Source organism: Deltaproteobacteria bacterium, from assembly GCA_016874755.1.
GTDB lineage: Bacteria > Desulfobacterota > Binatia > UBA9968 > UBA9968 > DP-20.
In genome coordinates this window covers 67,725-85,210 of sequence record VGTH01000018.1, presented here as the reverse complement: position 1 = coordinate 85,210, position 17,486 = coordinate 67,725, and the positions used below count along the sequence as shown (strand labels likewise).

Sequence of the window (17,486 nt, the reverse complement as noted above, 5' to 3'; positions counted from 1 at the left end):
CGTAGAGTCTGACTAATCCCTAAAGCGGCCGGTCCACACCGCGAAGGCTTCAAGAAACTTCTTGACATGTTGGCGGGTATTTTCGTCAGTCAAACGACCCGACGTGTCGAACAGAGCCGCCGCCGAAGGAATCTTGATCTCCGGCTGCGACATGACATGCGTCTCTGTGAAGACGAACGTCTGGCGCAGCGCGTGTTGGCAGCGAATCGTGCCGCCAAGACCAGGCGAGCAGCCCATGAGGGCTGCGGGTTTTCGATTGAGCACGCATTTGCCGCTCGGGCGAGAGGCCCAGTCGATGGCGTTTTTCAGCACCCCCGGCACGCCGTAGTTATATTCCGGCGACACAATCAGCATGGCGTCGCGCGAGCCGATGAAACTCTTCATGTCGGCGACCGCTTCCGGATCGCCCTTGGTGAAAACGTCGTCATTATAAGGCGGGATGTCGCCAAGCCGAGTGTAAATCGCAATCTCCATCCCCGCCGGCGCCAACTCCACCGCCGCCTGCAGCAAACCTTTGTTTAACGATGCTGCGCGCAAACTACCGCAAATACCCGCTACCCGAATAGTCATGCATCCTCCGAAAAAGTTGATCGAGAACTTATAAGTAAGCGCCGTTTAGAGTTCAAGTGCAGGCCGACGTTACCCGTGCAAAGCCGCTGTGCGGGGTCAGACGGTTGAACGGCTTGAACGGAACGTAGTGATTGAACGGTTGGAACGGCCTTCTAGTGCAGATACCCACTCCCCCCACCCTCCTCCTCCGCCAATGCCAGATTGTGGCGCGCGCCTTCAAGGTGGGGATGAATATCCAGTGCCCGGCGAAAACAAACGGCGGCTTCGCGGGCCTCGTTCAAAGACAAGTGGCAAAGCCCCTGTCCCGACGCCGCGCCGAAATGATTAGGATTGCGCTTGAGCGTCTCTTGGCAATCGGTAATCGAGCCGGAAAAATTCTTGCGCAGATAGCGCACCGTCGCGCGCTTGTTCCAACCTTCGGCGAACTCCGGCGCCATCGTGATGACCTTCCCAAAGGCATGCTCGGCGTCTTCGAGCCGCCGCTCCTGCATCGCGTCAACACCGACACGAAAAATCAGATCGACTTCGCGATCGCCCGAGCGGCACCAGATACTCCACAGCATCGCCTCGGCTGTCGCGGCGAGCTCGCGGTCTTCGCCCTTCAATGCAGAGAGCGCTTCTTCTTCGTCGGTGGGGTGTTCCATCGGTTTCGAGTTTCGAGTTTCGGGTTCAAGATTCTCGGAGCGTTCCTCCATTTCGGCAACGCACGATCATAAAAACCGTGTCCGCGGCATCATCTCGGAACTCGAAACCCGGAACCCGAAACTAAATTCGATCAATCATCCATGCCGCCGCTTTTTCAGCGACATCGCACAGCGCCTCTTCATCGCTGCGCTTGGCACTTTTTAACATATGAAACGAGTGATCGCCGCCTTCGATCACGTAGAGCTCGCCATTGGCGCCCAATTTTTTGCACACGGGCTTGAGCAATTTCAAATCCGCCAGACCATCGCGCGAGCCCTGCAAAAATAGCATTGGGATTTGGATTTCCGCCAAGTGACCGCCACGATCCGCCGACGGTTTGCCCATGGCATGCAAAGGAAAGCCGAAGTAGACCAAGCCGCGCACGCCATCGAGCGGCCCCTGGGCGGCCGCCAGTGAAGTCATGCGCCCACCCATCGACTTGCCACCGGCAAACAATGGCAAATCGCCCGCTTGCTTTCTTGCCGTCATCACTGCGGCGCGCACGGTATCCGTCAACAGCGCTTCGGGATCCGGCCGTTTGCTGCGCTTTTCCATGTACGGAAACTGGTAACGGAAGCTCGCGATGCCGCGCTCACTTAGCTGGATGGAGGTATCTTCCATAAAGCGGTGGCGCATCCCGGCGCCGGCACCGTGGGCAAACACCAAGAGCGCCTTCGCGTCGCCAGGTTTTAGCAACAAACCCGAAACGATGCCGCCCTTGGCGCCGGCGACAAATTGGATTTCTTTGCCCATTGAGCGAGTCGTCATGATACCTCTTACTACAGCGTCAACCCATCCGCCTGTTTGCGTTGTTCATTCCAACCCGAGAACAGATACCACAGGATCATCAGCGCAACCACCGCGACAACCGCACCCACCCAACCGAGCAGATTCGGCAGTAATACCGAAACACCGAGCGCTCGTATCCAGCCGGTTTCTACCAGCAACAGCCGCGTGAGCGACGCGCTCACAGCGAAAAACGATACGGCAATCCAAAGCTTCACATGCCCTTCGCCGACGCGCCAAATCGCACCGGCGCCACAACCGCCGGCCAACACCATGCCGATGCCGAACAGCGTGCCACCGACAACAGAGCCTAGCCAAAATGATGGGAACACCCAATCGGTGGCATCTTTCAGATCGGCGGCTTTGAGGATGGCAATGCCAATCATGCTGAAGATCAACGCCAGCGCTGCGGCACGTGCGTGCTCACCCCGTCCACTCATGAACGGCTCGCGGAACGCGTTGACCAGACAAAAACGCGAGCGCTGGAGGACCACGCCGAAGGCGGCACCGAACAGGAGAAATCCAGCGAGACGCCCATGGCCAAGCTGCTGGTAGAGATAGACCACGGCGAGCAGAACCAAGATAAGTAGCTTACCCATGCGCGGCTGGAACGTATAAGCCATGGACGCGGGCGCGGGCCGCGCCGGCGCGTCGCAGGCGCTCATGAACGGCAGGCCGCCGCCGTCGATGATCTGGCGATTCTCATGAATCAGATAGCGCGTCGCCACAAACGCGCCGGCAATCAACCCCAGCATCATCGCTGCGCCGCTCAGCGACAGGGCCGACAGCGCGCTAAAGAAACCACCGATGTTGCAGCCAAACGAAAACATAGCGCCGATGCCCATCAAGAGGCCGCCGAGCGCGCCTTTGACAAGCTCAGAAAACGGCGCGGGCCGAATACCAAACTCACGGCTGAGTAGCGCTGCGACAAAGCCGCCAACCAGCAAACCGATGTTCAATACCGAACCCGAGTAGAGGTGCGGCGGCAAAAGATCGGGCTGGTGCGTGACACCGATCGCGCTAAACACGGAGTCGCCCCAATGACGCAGACCGTCCGACGCCGTCCACGGTCGGTCGAACGCGAACAGAAACACGTTGAGCGCTGCGATCACCAACGCCGAAGAGACCACCGGCCAGGGCCGAGCGAACGCCAATTCGGCTTGCGCGCTAAGAAATGTTTTTAGGTAAGCGGGAGGCGGCGACATGGAGAGTTTAGGTTGATCCGGCGGCTGCCTGTAGGGGCGACCGGCTGGTCGCCCTGGGGCGAGGGCTAAACAAACTTGATCTCAGCACTCCCTTCGAAGGTTTTTCCCATCGTATCGGCAAACGTGACGGTCAATTTCCCCGGTTTGTCAGCTTTCAGAGGGAAAGTAATACTGGGATTCTGGCTGATGCCCTGGGTCAACTCGGTGCGGAATACTTCCTTGCCATTGAAGGCCGCGCTCATCGATAGAATAAAGCTGTAGTTGCGTGCGATGATCTTCCCTTGCTTGTCGCGCTGGACGATCTCCATTGGATGAATCACCAGCGTGCGCACGCGAATGACGTCGCCCGCTTTGATCGACGACGGCAACCGAATGCTCACTCTCCCGGCTTCGGCCATATGTCAGCTCTCTGAATCATTTCCCCGCTAGTCCCGAGTCGCGACCTAGGGGTCGCGTATCGAGGGATCAGCTTTGCGGCGGCAAATCGCAGCCGCTGATGGTCACACGCACATGCTTACTGACCGCGTACAACGCGCCGTCGTTCATTTCCACGATCGCGCGCACGTCCGTGGTCGTTGCCAGGCGAATGCTGGTCGCCACAAACGCCCTGCCCGACTCGGGCGTGAAGGAAAATTTGGCGATCAGCGGGCGGCGATTCTTGTCCGAAAGGATATAGATGTTACTGACCTGACTTGCGCCGCTCACTGGCAAACTCGAGTCGATGGTCATCGCCACGTTGCCGCCATCTTCGGCGATTTGCGGCAGCTCCAGCTTGATCTTGTCATCGCCGCGCTGCGGCGTGCGATTGCCAAACAACCGTTTTAACGTCGCTTCGACCGGCTCATCCGGCAGCGGTAAACCTGGCGCGCTCGTCTGCGCCGCCGCCTGGCGACTCAAGATGGAATAATCAGCCAGTGTCAGGCCTGCGACCAATCCACCGGTGAGTTTCAAGAAACTCCGTCTAGCGTTGCCCTCGTTCACGACCTGATTAATCTAGACGATCGACCACAGCGCTTCAACTCATGGCCTGCTTGAAGCGCGCCAGAGAATGGCGTTATACACGTATTCGCTACGATTCTTCTGAAAAACCCATCCGGAGTCCTTCGACAGGCTCAGGACGAACGGAGTCGGAGCTGAAAACGTGCATGAACAGTCCGTTTATGCTGAGCCCGTCGAAACATTCTTGGGTTTTTCAGAAGTATTCGCCCACGAGAAGGGTCCCCGACATGACCGATGCCCCGATCGCCGACTGCAGATTGCCGCGCCGCCCCGCGCCCATTGTCCTTGTGTCGCTACTTTTCCTGACCGCAGTCTGCCCAGCCGCGGCGGCACAGACAGCGCGTGTGGGCGTCTTGCTGCCCGAGCTGGGGCGGGCGCAATCGCAAGCGCTCAAGGGTTTGAACGAAAGCCTGAAAAAGCTCGGCTACGTCGAGCGCCAAAACCTGATCTTGGAAACGCGCAACGCCAAAGGCGACCGCGCGGCATTGCCGGCCGCAGCCGCCGAGCTGGTCGCACGCAAAGTCGACGTGATCTTTACCACCGGCACCCGCGCCAGCACCGTCGCCGCCGCGGCGACTAGCACGCTGCCAATTGTGTTCGTCCATCCCGGCGACCCTGGCTCCGCGGGCATGATCAAAGCGCCACATGAGCGCAGCGCCAACCTGACCGGTGTCGCCGCCTACGCCATGGAGAAGGTCGACAAGCGCATGAGCCTGCTCAAAGAGCTCATGCCCGAGCTGCGCGAGGCGCACATCTTCTTCGACAGCAATAACGCTTTTTCGCGCGCCAATTTCACGGCGGCGCAAAGTGCCGCAAAAAAACTCGCTATCCCGGTCATTGAGCGCGGCATCAAATCGGCCGACGAGCTGAAAACCAGTTTCACCGGCATGGCTGTCGCCCCTGGCGCTGCGCTGTTTCACGTCCCCGACGATTTGGTCGAAGGCGAGAGCGAGTTTATCTTCGCCAACGCGCGGCGAAAAAAACTACCGAGTATGTTCAACGAAGAGTCCTGGGCCATCGCCGGTGCCACCGCCGCTTATGGGCCAAGCTATTTGGAAATGGGGCGGCGCGCAGGAGCCATCGTCGGTGCGATCCTTAGTAACCCCAAGAGCGCCCTCGCGGCCATCGAGCGCGCGGAGAAATTCGAGCTCATCGTCAACTATCGCAACGCCAACTATATTGGCTTGAAGCTAGCGCCGCAGCTGCTCAAGCGCGCTGACAAAGTGATTCGCTGACATTCATGGACCTGCAAGCCGACACCATCCGCAATATCCCGATCTTCTCCAGTCTACCGCGCGAAGACGTCGCCAAAATCCTGGGCAAGATGGAAGAGCGCAGCTTTGCCGCAGGCGTGACCATTTTTCGCCAGGGTGACCAGGGCGATGCTTTCTACCTGATCCAAGCCGGCACCGTGCAAGTCGTCGTTGACAGCGGCGCCGGCAACTCGGAAACCGTTGCCGTGCTGGGCCCACGGGACTGGTTCGGCGAAATGGCCCTGATGTCCGGCGAGCCGCGCTCGGCAACGATTGTCGCGATCAAAGACGCTACGCTATGGCGCCTCTCGCGTGAAGATTGGGACGAGCTCATCAAAAAAGACCCCACCTGGCTGCTGCAATTCTGCGCAACGCTCAGTAAGCGACTCTCCTACGTCGACCGGCAATACTCCACCGGGCGCGAGGCGTTCAATTCGCTGGCCGAAGAGTTTTACCACGGCCATGAGCCCAAGCGGCAAGAGTTCTTGCGCCATGCGGTGCTGCTGCACGCGATGGACGATGCCACGGTGGGGCACCTGTTTCAGTCGGAGAGTGCGGCCCACACCCTGGCCGATCTGCGTAATGGGCAATCGCCATTGCTGCGTCAGCTCGCCAACGGCCGCCTCGAATTTCATAGTTTCTTCAAAGATTTTCTTCATGAGAAGCTACGCACCATCGACGGCGGCGATACCGAGCGGCGGCTGCACGCGGAGTTCGCCAAGCGCTACGCCGCTCTCGGCGATTGGCAACAGGCAATCCGGCACGCTGGCGAAATAGAGGATTGGCCTGAAGTCATTCGCGTACTAAAGGGCCAACGCAACGAGACGCTGGCCAGCGCCGCGCTGTTCACAAAAAATATCCTCGAACACGTTCCACGCGAGCATTTCATCGCGGATACGGCACTGGCCAACCTCAGGGGCGACATGCTGATTCAGTTGGGCGATCTTGCCGGGGCGTTTCGGTTCTATCAAGAAGTTCTCGCGCAGCGGGCCGTCACTGGTGAGGCGGTCACCAATTTCCAGCGCATCGCCGAGACTTTAGCGCGCCGCAAAGAATACGGCCAAGCGATTGCCCAACTGCGCAGCGCCTTGAGCTTGGCGGATGGCAACCTCGCCGCCGCCGACTACTCGGCCACTGCACAGGCATTACCGGCGAGGTTTAAGGATCGTCAAGACAGCCGTGATGAGAGTTCCCACGCGTGGCAGTTTTCCACCGCACTTCTTAAGTCGCGGCAACGCAACCAATGGCTTGGCGACATTCTGGGTCTGGCCGTGGGCGGCTGGTTGTGGTTTTGGCAACCGGACATCGGCCTGGAGCCGTCGGGCACGCAGCTCTTGGGCTTGATTGCCGCGACGCTCATCTTCTGGGTGTTCGACTCGTTGCCCGACTACGGCGTGGCGCTGGCCTTCGCCATGATCGCCATCTTGACCAAGCTCGATTCCGCCACCACGGTGATGGGCGGCTTTGCCAGCACCACTTGGTTCATGACCCTGGGCGTCTTAGGACTCGGCGTGGCGATCACAAGATGCGGTTTATTTTATCGCATGTCGCTCCATCTCGTGCGGCTCTTTCCTCTGAGTTTTCACTGGCAAATTGTCGCCACCGGCATCATGGGCGTAGTGGTGATGGCATTGATCCCGCAGCAGAGCGCGCGCACCATGATCATCAGCCAAATGTTGATTAACCTTTCCGAGAGTCTCGGCTACAAGACGCCCTCCACCGCGTCCACCGGATTGTTCGCCGCTAGTTTCCTGGGGCTCGGTCAATTGGGATTTTTGTTCCTAACCGGCTCGACGACCAGCCTGATTGCCTGGGGTCTGCTCCCGCCCGACGTGCGAGAACAATTTAGCTGGGGCTACTGGTTTATCGCCGCATTGCCGCCGACACTGGTCGTCGTCGTGCTTATTCTTGCAGTGACGGTGATCCTCTATCGACCGGAAACCCAGCCGAATATCTCTTACAAGATGGTCCAGACCCAGCTCGATATCTTGGGCCGTCTGTCACACCACGAATGGATTAGTCTTGCGGTGTTGGTTTTTACGATCACGGGCTGGCTCACCGTCCCTTATCACGGCGTCGATGGCGCGTGGGTCGCCATCATCTCCCTGGCCGTCCTCATCAACACGAAGACTCTCAACAAAAAGATGCTCTACGAGGGCATCGACTGGGGACTTCTGATCCATATGGGCGTAACCCTGAGCCTGCCGGTGCTGATGAAACAAGCCAAGATCGACTTGTGGCTGGTGGAGGCCGTGTCGCCGTTGATTTTGCCGTTCTTCGATCAACCCATGTGGTTTTTCATTGTTATTGCCTTGCTCACCTATCTACTCAAGCTGGTCTTCACCAGCTTTCTTGCCGTCGTCACTCTCTGCGTCGCGCTTTTGCCGCTGGCGATTGACGTCGGCATGAGTCCCTGGGTCATCGCGATGATCATCTTGATCGCCTCCGAGGTCTGGTTTTTTCGTTTTCAAATCGATTGGCACACGCTCGCCTTTTCCACCACCGAGGGCAAAGGCTTTTCCTACCCGCTCATGTGCCGCATCAATATTTTTTATGCCATTGCGTACATCGTCGCGCTGCTGCTGGCGATTCCCTACTGGCGCTACCTGGGTTTGATGAATTAAAACAAAACCATGGCGGCGAAAATTCTCATCGTCGACGACGAGCCGTTCAACCTCGATCTGCTCGAGCAGGAACTCGCCGATCTTGGTCATACGAGCGAGCGTGCCACCAACGGCGCCCAAGCGCTGGCGCGGCTCGAACACAGCGAGCCGGCACTGGTGCTGCTCCACTACCAATTGCCCGATATAAACGGCGTCGAAGTGCTGCGGACGTTGCGGCGCACGCATGCCGATTTGCCGGTGGTCATCGTCACCGCCCATGGCAGCGTCGAGCGCGCCGTCGAAGCGATCAAAGCCGGCGCCGATGACTTCATCGCCAAGCCCTTCGACCCCGATCATCTCGCGGTGGTGGTTCAGAAAGCGCTGGAGCGCGCCCAGCTAAAAACCAACGTCGAGCTCCTCAGCGCAGAGCTCGGCGGACGCCACCGGCTGGTCGCCGGCCAGAGCGCCGCGATGCACGCCATCGTCGAAGAAGCCAGAAAAGCCGCCACGAGCAAGACGACGGTTTTGCTGCTCGGCGAAAGCGGCACGGGCAAGGAGCTGTTTGCCCGCTCGATCCATGAATGGAGCGAGCGCAAAGCGAAACCATTCGTCGCCATCAACTGTGCCGGGTTGGCCAAAGACTTGTTGGAAAGCGAGCTATTCGGCCACGAGAAAGGCGCCTTCACCGGCGCCCATCAGCAGAAAAAAGGCAAGCTGGAGCTGGCCCAGGGTGGCACGGTCTTTCTCGACGAGATCGGCGACCTCGCCGTATAGCTGCAAACCAATTAACCGCCAAGGCGACCCAGGAGGACAAAGTCGCCGGTCTCGACGCCGGCGCCGACGATTACGTCACCAAACCCTTCGATTCCTTCGAGCTGCTCGCCCGGGTGCGCGCGATGCTGCGCATCAAAGAGCTGCACGATCAGTTGGAAGAGTGGAACCGGACACTGACTGGCAAGGTCAATGCGCAGGTCGAAGAAATTCAGCGCATGGGCCGGCTAAAACGATATCTCTCGCCGCAGATCGCCGAGACGATTCTGAGCGCAGAGGAGGACCTGTTCAAAACCCACCGCCGCGAGATCACCATTGTGTTTCTCGATCTACGCGGCTTTACGGCTTTCTCCGACACGGCCGAACCGGAGGAAGTCATGGATTTTTTGCGCGACTATCACAGCGAGATGGGCAGATTGGTTTTCAAATTCGAAGGAACTCTGGAGCGCTTCGTCGGCGACGGCATTGTGGTGATTTTCAATGACCCGCTACCCTGTGCCGACCACAGCGAAAAAGCCGCTTGCATGGCCCTCGACATGCGCGAGCGCGTCAAACAGTTGCGCGAGATGTGGTCAAAACGCGGTTACAATCTCGATCTTGGCGTTGGTTTGGCAAGCGGTTACGCGACCTTGGGAACCATCGGCTTCGAGGGTCGCATGGACTATAGCAGCATCGGCAATTTGCCGAATCTCGCCGCGCGGCTCTGCGCCGAAGCCAAGGGCGGGCAGATACTCACCGATCAAAAAACCATGAGCCGGCTGGAAACAAAGTTCTCCGCTGAAGCAATCGAAGAACTGCAACTCAAAGGCCTGGCGCGGCCGGTCGTGGCTTACAATCTGATCGGAGCGAAATCATAGGCGCTGGTAATCGAATTCTTTTCGCTCAAAACCGACCAACTAAATCAGTTAACTCAGAAACTGCTTGACTTACTCACGCCGTTCCGTTATTCACGCTCAGATTTCCTGAAAGCCATGGAGAGCTTTATGAATCCCATTTCGCGTCGTCGATTTCTGCAAGTCGGTGGTGTGAGCGTCGCGGCGCTGGGCGCGTTGCCAGTGCCAGTCTTCGGGCAGGCGCGCCGCAGAGTGGTCGTCATCGGCGGTGGCTGGGGTGGCGCCACGGCGGCAAAGTATGTGCGGCTAACTGACCCGTCGATTGAAGTCACACTACTGGAGCCGAACAAAGAGTTCGTCTCTTGCCCGTTCAGCAATCTGGTGCTGGCCGGTGTGGAATCGCTGAAAAATCTCACGCTCAACTACAGCCGGCTAGCCAAACAAGGCGTGCGCATCCGCCACCAGGCAGCGACGGCCATCGATGCCGATCGCAAGCGCGTGCGCGTTGGCAACGATGCGCTTGAATACGATCGCTTGATCGTGTCGCCCGGCATCGATTTTCAGTGGGATCAAGTCGAAGGCTTGGAGCAAGCGAAGGACAAAGTGCTACACGCCTGGAAGGCTGGACCGCAGACCGTGCAGCTGGCACAACAACTCGCCGCCATGCCGGACGGCGGCATCGTCGTCATGACCGTGCCTCCGGTCGCTTACCGCTGCCCACCGGGCCCCTACGAGCGCGCCTCGATGATCGGCTGGTTTTTGAAAACCAAGAAACCCAAATCGAAACTGATCGTCCTCGATGCCAATAAGGACATCGTTTCCAAGACCGGCCTATTCAAAGCCGTGTTCAAAGACTACGAGGCGCACATCGACTACCGCCCATCGCAAAAAGTCGAAAAGATCGACGTCGGCGCCAAGGAAGTCACCACCGAAACCGGCGACAAAGTGAAATACGACGTCGTCAACGTCATCCCGCCGCAGCGCGCCGGCGCCATCGCCGTCGACGCCGATCTGGTCGGCGGTGACAAACGCTGGTGCGAAGTCGATCACGTGACTTACGAATCGGTGAAGCAGAAAAGCATCCACGTCATCGGCGACGCGACCATCGGTTTGCCGGTGCCCAAGTCAGGCAACGTCGCCAACGCCATGGGGAAAATCTGCGCCACCGCGGTCGTTAGTTCGTTGAACGGCAAAACGCCGCCCGAAATCGCGCCGGGTAACACTTGCTACAGTTGGGTCAGCGACAAGGAAGCCATTGCGGTGGTGAACGCTTACAAAATCGAAAACGGCAAGGTCGTCCAGATCGAACAAAAACTCACCCCGGGCAAAAGCACCGCCGTCGCCGACAATTCGCTCGCCTGGCGCACGAGCATCTGGAACGACATTTTGGGATGAGAAGAAGTGGGGATGCCTGAAAAACAGGACCTTAATCATGGAAAAAATACAAATAGTAAGGCTCTTCGCTGTTTTCGTTCTTGCGCTTACCGCTTCGCCGTCCGCCGCCGGCCCGCTCGACTCCCCCGGCGCACAGAAAGCTCTCATCTGCAGTGCCTGCCACGGTTTTGCCGGCAACGCGCCCGGCAACCACGTGCCGATCCTCGCCGGTATGAACGCCAACTATTTTAAGAAGGCGATCAAAGATTACGCCGAGGGCAAACGGACATCGCCTGAGATGGAGCCCTACTCGAAATACGTGCTGCAATTCGGCCTCGACGAGATCGCCGAATATTTCGCCAGCCAGAAAAAACCTGTGCCGTTCTCCGTTAAGATTGATCCGAAGAAGCTCAGCCGCGGCCAGACCCTGGCAACCCAATGCATCGCCTGCCACGGCCCCAAAGGCGACGGCGAAAACGAGCGGGTGATTCCCGCGCTGCGCGGCCAACCGAGGGGCTTCCTGGAAGCGCAGATGGCGTTGTTCGGCAGCGACAAGCGCAAGCTCGATGACGCCGGTTTAGAAGAAGCGAAGAAAAGAATTTTCAAAGGACTCGAAGGCCCCGACTTCGAAGACCTGGCAGCCTATTACGCGACGTTGAAATAATTTGGCGGTCCGCTCGGATTATTTAACCGCAAAGAACGCAGAGAACGCAAAAATAAAATCCGGATGTAGGGGCGAGTTTAAAACCCGCCCTCCGACCCACCTGCAGAAGAGCCCGGCTCCCACGAGCCGGGCTCTTCTGTTTCCACCGCCGTTCTTCCAATCCGCTTGCACTTCATACTGGCGCAAGCTACTGACAAGTGAACAATCGTTATACAACAGGGGCGCGGCACGCCGTGCCCCTGTTGTTATTTGCACCACGAATGAGCTCACCCGCTTCAATCTCTATCGAATCGGCAAAGGCCCAGCCCCTCTGGACGCGCGCCTTCGTGTTGCTTTGCCTCGCACAGTTTCTTGGCTACGCGCAGCATTTCATTCTCCAACCAACACTCCCCATCTACGTCACTGCGCTGGGCGGCACACCGTTCATCGTCGGCGTCGTCATGGCGTCGTTCGCGATCACCAGCATGCTACTGCGCCCTCTCGTCGGCTACTGGTCGGACCGTTGGAGCGAAGTCGGCGTCATGTGCTGCGGTTTACTCATCCAAGCCACGAGCGTGTTCTTGTTTTTTGTTCCGTTCATTCCCATGGCCATGCTCGCCAACGGCTGCCGCGGCATGGGCTGGGCGAGCTTGAATTCCGGCGGCTATGCAATCTTGGCGCAGTGCGCGCCGGCGGCGCGGCGCGGTGAAGCCTCGGGCTACTACAGCGGCGTGCAAGGCAGCGCGACGATCTTGTTGCCGGCGCTGGCGCTCTGGCTCATCGACGCGCCGTTCGGCGGCTACAACGTCGTGTTCGTCGTCTCCATGGCGATCGCGCTCTTCGGCGCCGCGGTGGGATACTCACTCAAGCAACACGCCAGCACTGAGCGCGTTCAACACACGGCAAAATCCGGCCCGTGGTGGAAAGACATCTTCAAGCTGCCGGAAAAAGATATCCTACTCGCCGCTGGGTTACTCTTTGCCTTGCACGTGTCACTGCCGGCAATCGCAGGCTTCCTGGTTCTTTACGCGCGGCAAATCGGCATTGAGAATTTCGGCTGGTACTACGTCGCCAGCGGCGCGACGAGCTTAGTCGCGCGCCCTCTTCTCGGTTGGGCCGGTGACAAGTTCGGCCGCGCAGCGGCTATCGCCGCAGGCCTTGCGCTGCAAATGCTCGCGTTCTTCATTGTCGTCAATTCCACAAGCCTTGCCGGCTTTATCGTCTCCGGCGTGCTCTACATGACCGGCTCGGCGATGGGCACGTCGGCCACGCTCGCGCTAGCTCTGGAACACGCCAACCCAGCACGCCGCGGCCAAATCATGGCGACATTTTCCATGGCCTATCCGTTTAGCGCCTTCTGCGGCTCGCTCATCACTGGCGCCGTCATCCAAGTCGCGGGGTATTTCTGGATGTTTCTGTTCATGGCGGCGCTGAACATTCCGGGACTGATCGTGACGATCAAGAATTGGTCAAGCCTGAAATGATGCGCGAGACATTTTCACCACGAAGACACGAAGTTCACGAAGGTAAGAAAAAGACAAGAACTTTTTATTTCCCCCTTTTCCGAACTTCGTGGCCTTCGTGTCTTCTTGGTGAATAATCCGGTTCCATGCCCGCCGCACAACCGAACACACTCTGGACTCGCACCTTCATCCTCGTCTGCACCGCGCAGTTCTTCGGCTCGGCGCAGCACGCGCTGTTGCAGCCAACGTTTCCACTTTACATCACGTCACTCGGCGGCACGCCGTTTCAGGTCGGTCTCGTGCTCGCCTGCTTCGCTGTGACCAGCGTTGTCTTTCGGCCGTTGATCGGCGGTTGGGCCGATAGTTGGTCCGAAACTGGTGTATCCATGTGCGGCCTCGCACTGTTGTCATCGGCAGTACTGTTCTGCTTCATCCCCTTCGCCGAAGCGACGATGTTTTCCAATGCGCTGCGCGGTCTTGGCTGGGCGGCGATGAGCGCGGCGGGATATTCGATGCTCGCCATCAGCGCGCCGGCGCATCGGCGCGGCGAGGCGTCGGGATATTACAGCGGTGTGCAGGCGAGCGGCACGATTCTCTTACCCGCCGTCGCGCTCTGGTTGATCGATGCACCCTTTGGCGGCTTTGCCGTGGTTTTCATCGTCGCCATCGTGCTTGCGGCGATCGGGTCGAGCGTGAGCGCGACGCTCTATCGAAGCCTGCCGAAAAAATCCTCCGACCATAAGGCAAAAGACTTGGGGCCGTGGTGGAAAGAAATCTTGAACGTGCTCGACCGCGAGATTATTCTCGCCTCGGTCTTGTCGTTTCTATCCCACGTAACCTTTCCGGCGCTCGCCACCTTTCTAGTGCTCTATGCCCGTGAGTTGAAGATTGAAAATCTCGGCTGGTTCTTCGTCGTCAGCGGCACCACTAGCTTACTCTCACGCCCGCTGCTAGGAAAAATCTCCGACAGCTTCGGCCGCGGCCGTGCGCTGCTCGCCTGCTTCGTGTTCGAGAGCGTTGGGCTTTTGGGGCTGGCATTCTCGACTAACCTCTTCATGTTAATGATCTGCGGCGTGCTCTACATGCTGGGTCTCGCGATTTCCAGCTCGACAACCCTGGCCATCGCCATGGAACAAGCCAAACCCGAACGGCGCGGCCGCGCCATGGGCACGTTTTCCATTGCGCTGCCGCTCAGCAACGGCGTCGGCGCACTAATCTGCGGTAGCTTGGTGCAGTGGTTTGGTTTTGTCTGGATGTACGTGATTGGCGCATTGATTACGGCGCTAGGGCTAGTGGTTACCATCACGAGCCGCCAGCGATTGAAATAGGATGCACGAATGAGCGTATTTTTAGGCATGATGTTGTCTTGTCCGTTCGCCCTGAGCCTGTCGAAGGGCTCCGAAACACCTACGTACTGAAACAATGCCCAACCGTTCCGAAACCATCTGGACGAAAACCTTCATCCTCCTTTGCGCGGCGCAGCGCCATCGACCTCGCCGGATACACCGGCATGTTCCTCCTCTTAACGGCCACACAGGCAGCCGGACTGGTTTTCGCTCTCGGCCGGCGCACAAAACTCTAATGCGTGATGGGTATCGCTGCCCAGCGGCTCCTCAGGATCACAAGAAGACGCGGCGGTCCGAAAATTTTAATTTTCCATTTTCAATTTTCAATTATTACGCTACACAACAACGATGCCCGCCGCACCGAAAAGCAATTCTCTCTGGACGCGGACGTTCACGCTGCTATGCGTCGCTGAATTTCTCGGCTACGCCCAGCATTTCACTTTGCAGCCGGCGCTGCCTCTTTATATTACAAGCTTAGGCGGCACGCCGCTCACCGTCGGCATCGCCATCGCCGCCAACGGGGTGATGAGCGTCGTCTCGCGACCGATCATCGGCTACTGGGTCGATCGCTGGCGCGCCACCGGGATGACGGTCCTCGGCATGGTCGGTCAGGGGCTGGCGATCTTCTTTTGCTTTCTGCCCTTCAACGCCGCGGTGATTTTCGCTAACGCGCTGCGCGGCGTCGGCTGGTCCGGCATGGCCGCCTCGGGCTATACGCTCCTGGCATCGTCTGCTCCGCCGGCAAGGCGCGGCGAAGCATCGGGTTATTTCGGCGGCGTGCAGTCGAGCGCGACGATCATTTTTCCGGCGATCTCGCTGTGGATTCTGGACTCGCAGTTGGGTGGCTTTTACGCTGTATTTTCCTTCGCAATCTTTCTGATCTTCAGCGGTGCCGCCACCGCATGGGCGCTCGCGCGCGCGACGCCTGCGCAAGCACGCAGTAACAATCTCGACACCACGGAGCCCTGGTGGCGCGAGATCGTCAACGTCGTCGATCGCAATATTATCGCCGCCGCGTCGTTGATTTTTACTTTGAATATGTCGCTGCCCTGTCTGTCGAGCTTCGTGGTCCTCTACGCGCGAGAATTGGGCGTCGGCCACTTCGGCTGGTATTACGTCGCCGTCGGCATCACCAGCGCCCTCGGCCGCCCGCTGCTCGGGCGCCTGTCGGACAAACTCGGCGCCGGCCGCTCGCTCCTCATCGCTTTCGCATTGGAAACCGTCGCGCTGTTAACCATGCCGCTCGCGACCAATCTCATCGGTCTAGTGATAAGCGGCGCGCTCTGGTACACCGGCGCTGCCATCGGCGGCGCGCGCATTATGGCCATCGCCATCGCCCAGGCCCCCGCCGAACGGCGCGGCCGCGCCATGGCGAGCTATTCGACCGCGTTGCCGCTCAGCAACGGCATCGGCGCACTGATCGCCGGCACAATGGTCGACCTGGCCGGTTTTCGCTGGATGTACATTGTGGCGGGCGTTCTGTGCTCAATGGGATTTATCTTGATCTGGAAACAATGGAAGAAACTCAAGTGAGTCGTGAAATGCAAACTCACCACGAAGCACACGAAGGACACGAAGTTCGAAAAAAGCTTTTCAAATTTCTTCTCTTACCTTCGTGCTCTTCGTGTCCTTCGTGGTGAAAAAGTCTTTCCCAATGCACGCGCAATACTCCCGTGACAATCGATAAATCCGCCCCGCTCTGGACCCCGACTTTCATCCTGCTCTGCCTCGTCGAGCTCCTCGGCTATGCCCAGCAGGCGATGCTCAATCCGATCTTGCCGCTCTACGTCACGCAGCTTGGCGGTTCGCCATTTATTATCGGGGTTGCGATTTCGGCCTTCGCCGCCACCAGCGTCATCACCCGGCCGATCATCGGCTACTGGGCCGACAAATGGAGCGAGTCCGGCGTGTTAGCGTTCGGCTTGTTGATGCTCGCCGTCGGCATGCTCTTCTGTTTTCTGCCCTTCGCCGCAACCGTGATGTTTGCCAACGCACTACGCGGCGTCGGCTGGGCGGGCGTCAACGCCGGCGGCTACGCGCTGCTCGCACGCATCGCGCCTGAGTCACGGCGTGGCGAAGCTTCGGGCTACTACAGCGGCGTGCAGTCGGCGCCGACGATGCTTTTTCCCGCTGTCGCCCTGTGGCTGCTGAGCGCTTCTTCCGGAAGCTACACGGTGGTTTTCCTCGTCATGGTCGCGTTGGGTCTCGCCGGCGCCGTGGTGTGTTTGCCGATGGCGCGCCGGCTCCCGCGAGTCGACCGGTCCCATGGCTCCCACGAAGCGTCACTACCTTGGTGGCGGCAAATCTTCAGCATCAGCGAGCGCGGCGTCTTGCTGCCGGCGAGTTTGATGTTTTGTAATCAACTGAGCTTTCCCGCGCTCACCAGCTTCATCGTGCTCTACGCCCAAGAGCTCGGCATCGGCGCCATCGGTTCTTACTTTGTCGTCAGCGGCATCACCAGCGTGCTGGCACGCCCGTTACTGGGCACGGTGAGCGATCGCATCGGCGTCGGCTACTCTCTCGTTGCCACGTTCGTGCTTCAATCGCTCGCGTTGCTCACACTCGTCTTCGCCGCCAACCTGGCGATGATCCTGCTCGCCGGCGTGCTTTACATGCTGGGAATGGCGGTCGGCGGCGCCGCCACGTTGATCGTGGCCATGAAGCGCGCCACTCCCGAACGCCGCGGCCGCTTCATGGCGACTTTTTCCGTCGCCTATCCCCTGGGCTATGGCATCGGCGCGCTCATCACAGGTTGGGCGGTCGAAGTACTGGGTTACTCCTGGACCTATCTTTTTCTCGCCGTGCTCGGCAGCAGTGGACTGCTGGTCACGGCAATGAACTGGAAAGAGCTGGAATAGTGCGGCGCGGGCCAGCCTCGGAACATCTCGCGCCAGGACGCAAAGGCCGCAAAGTGGGGAGGCAATTCGAAAATCGCCCCAGCAACTGGTAAGACTAC

16 protein-coding genes are annotated in these 17,486 nt (G+C 58.9%); 10 read left to right on the top strand and 6 right to left on the bottom strand.

Annotated elements, in window-relative coordinates; translation table 11 throughout:
- Positions 1 to 12: 12 nt before the first annotated feature.
- The 6 genes from FJ145_12950 to soxY all read right to left on the bottom strand — a co-directional run bounded on the left by FJ145_12950 (position 13) and on the right by soxY (position 4,238).
- Positions 13 to 570 carry an NAD(P)H-dependent oxidoreductase gene (locus FJ145_12950; protein MBM4262322.1) on the bottom strand — a complete coding sequence of 186 codons (558 nt, stop codon included), beginning with the start codon at positions 568 to 570 and terminating at the stop codon, positions 13 to 15.
- A 152-nt stretch (positions 571 to 722) separates the two neighbouring features.
- Positions 723 to 1,265 (bottom strand): tetratricopeptide repeat protein, encoded by a 543-nt coding sequence (locus tag FJ145_12945; GenBank protein MBM4262321.1) that lies wholly within the window; start codon positions 1,263 to 1,265, stop codon positions 723 to 725.
- A gap of 70 nt (positions 1,266 to 1,335) precedes the next feature.
- On the bottom strand, positions 1,336 to 2,007 hold the full coding sequence (locus FJ145_12940) for an alpha/beta hydrolase (protein ID MBM4262320.1): 672 nt from the start codon (positions 2,005 to 2,007) through the stop codon (positions 1,336 to 1,338).
- A gap of 26 nt (positions 2,008 to 2,033) precedes the next feature.
- A complete protein-coding gene (locus FJ145_12935) occupies positions 2,034 to 3,245 on the bottom strand; it encodes a hypothetical protein (GenBank protein MBM4262319.1) in 1,212 nt (403 codons plus the stop codon).
- Positions 3,246 to 3,310: 65 nt separating this feature from the next.
- Positions 3,311 to 3,643, bottom strand: a complete 333-nt coding sequence (gene soxZ, locus FJ145_12930) for a thiosulfate oxidation carrier complex protein SoxZ (GenBank protein MBM4262318.1) — start codon at positions 3,641 to 3,643, stop codon at positions 3,311 to 3,313.
- A 67-nt stretch (positions 3,644 to 3,710) separates the two neighbouring features.
- Positions 3,711 to 4,238, bottom strand: coding sequence for a thiosulfate oxidation carrier protein SoxY (gene soxY, locus FJ145_12925; GenBank protein MBM4262317.1), 528 nt, complete (start codon positions 4,236 to 4,238; stop codon positions 3,711 to 3,713).
- A 29-nt stretch (positions 4,239 to 4,267) separates the two neighbouring features.
- On the opposite strand from soxY, the gene FJ145_12920 reads away from it, so the two are divergent.
- The 10 genes from FJ145_12920 (at position 4,268) to FJ145_12875 (ending at position 17,388) form a co-directional block, all read left to right on the top strand.
- Positions 4,268 to 5,479 (top strand): hypothetical protein, encoded by a 1,212-nt coding sequence (locus FJ145_12920; GenBank protein MBM4262316.1) that lies wholly within the window; start codon positions 4,268 to 4,270, stop codon positions 5,477 to 5,479.
- A gap of 5 nt (positions 5,480 to 5,484) precedes the next feature.
- On the top strand, positions 5,485 to 8,121 hold the full coding sequence (locus FJ145_12915) for a cyclic nucleotide-binding domain-containing protein (protein MBM4262315.1): 2,637 nt from the start codon (positions 5,485 to 5,487) through the stop codon (positions 8,119 to 8,121).
- Positions 8,122 to 8,130: 9 nt separating this feature from the next.
- Positions 8,131 to 8,874, top strand: coding sequence for a sigma-54-dependent Fis family transcriptional regulator (locus tag FJ145_12910; protein ID MBM4262314.1), 744 nt, complete (start codon positions 8,131 to 8,133; stop codon positions 8,872 to 8,874).
- Complete coding sequence (locus FJ145_12905) at positions 8,682 to 9,728, top strand: response regulator (protein ID MBM4262313.1); 1,047 nt, start codon at positions 8,682 to 8,684, stop codon at positions 9,726 to 9,728. Before FJ145_12910 ends, FJ145_12905 begins: the two co-directional genes overlap by 193 nt.
- Before the next feature lie 114 nt (positions 9,729 to 9,842).
- A complete protein-coding gene (locus FJ145_12900; protein MBM4262312.1) occupies positions 9,843 to 11,099 on the top strand; it encodes a flavocytochrome C in 1,257 nt (418 codons plus the stop codon).
- A gap of 37 nt (positions 11,100 to 11,136) precedes the next feature.
- Positions 11,137 to 11,742: a c-type cytochrome gene (locus tag FJ145_12895; GenBank protein ID MBM4262311.1), complete on the top strand. Its 606-nt coding sequence runs from the start codon at positions 11,137 to 11,139 to the stop codon at positions 11,740 to 11,742.
- A gap of 260 nt (positions 11,743 to 12,002) precedes the next feature.
- Positions 12,003 to 13,205: an MFS transporter gene (locus FJ145_12890; protein MBM4262310.1), complete on the top strand. Its 1,203-nt coding sequence runs from the start codon at positions 12,003 to 12,005 to the stop codon at positions 13,203 to 13,205.
- A gap of 125 nt (positions 13,206 to 13,330) precedes the next feature.
- The gene (locus tag FJ145_12885; GenBank protein MBM4262309.1) at positions 13,331 to 14,512 is read left to right on the top strand and encodes an MFS transporter; all 1,182 of its coding nucleotides are present in this window, start codon (positions 13,331 to 13,333) and stop codon (positions 14,510 to 14,512) included.
- A gap of 366 nt (positions 14,513 to 14,878) precedes the next feature.
- The gene (locus tag FJ145_12880; protein ID MBM4262308.1) at positions 14,879 to 16,063 is read left to right on the top strand and encodes an MFS transporter; all 1,185 of its coding nucleotides are present in this window, start codon (positions 14,879 to 14,881) and stop codon (positions 16,061 to 16,063) included.
- A gap of 140 nt (positions 16,064 to 16,203) precedes the next feature.
- On the top strand, positions 16,204 to 17,388 hold the full coding sequence (locus FJ145_12875; GenBank protein ID MBM4262307.1) for an MFS transporter: 1,185 nt from the start codon (positions 16,204 to 16,206) through the stop codon (positions 17,386 to 17,388).
- Positions 17,389 to 17,486 lie beyond the last annotated feature (98 nt).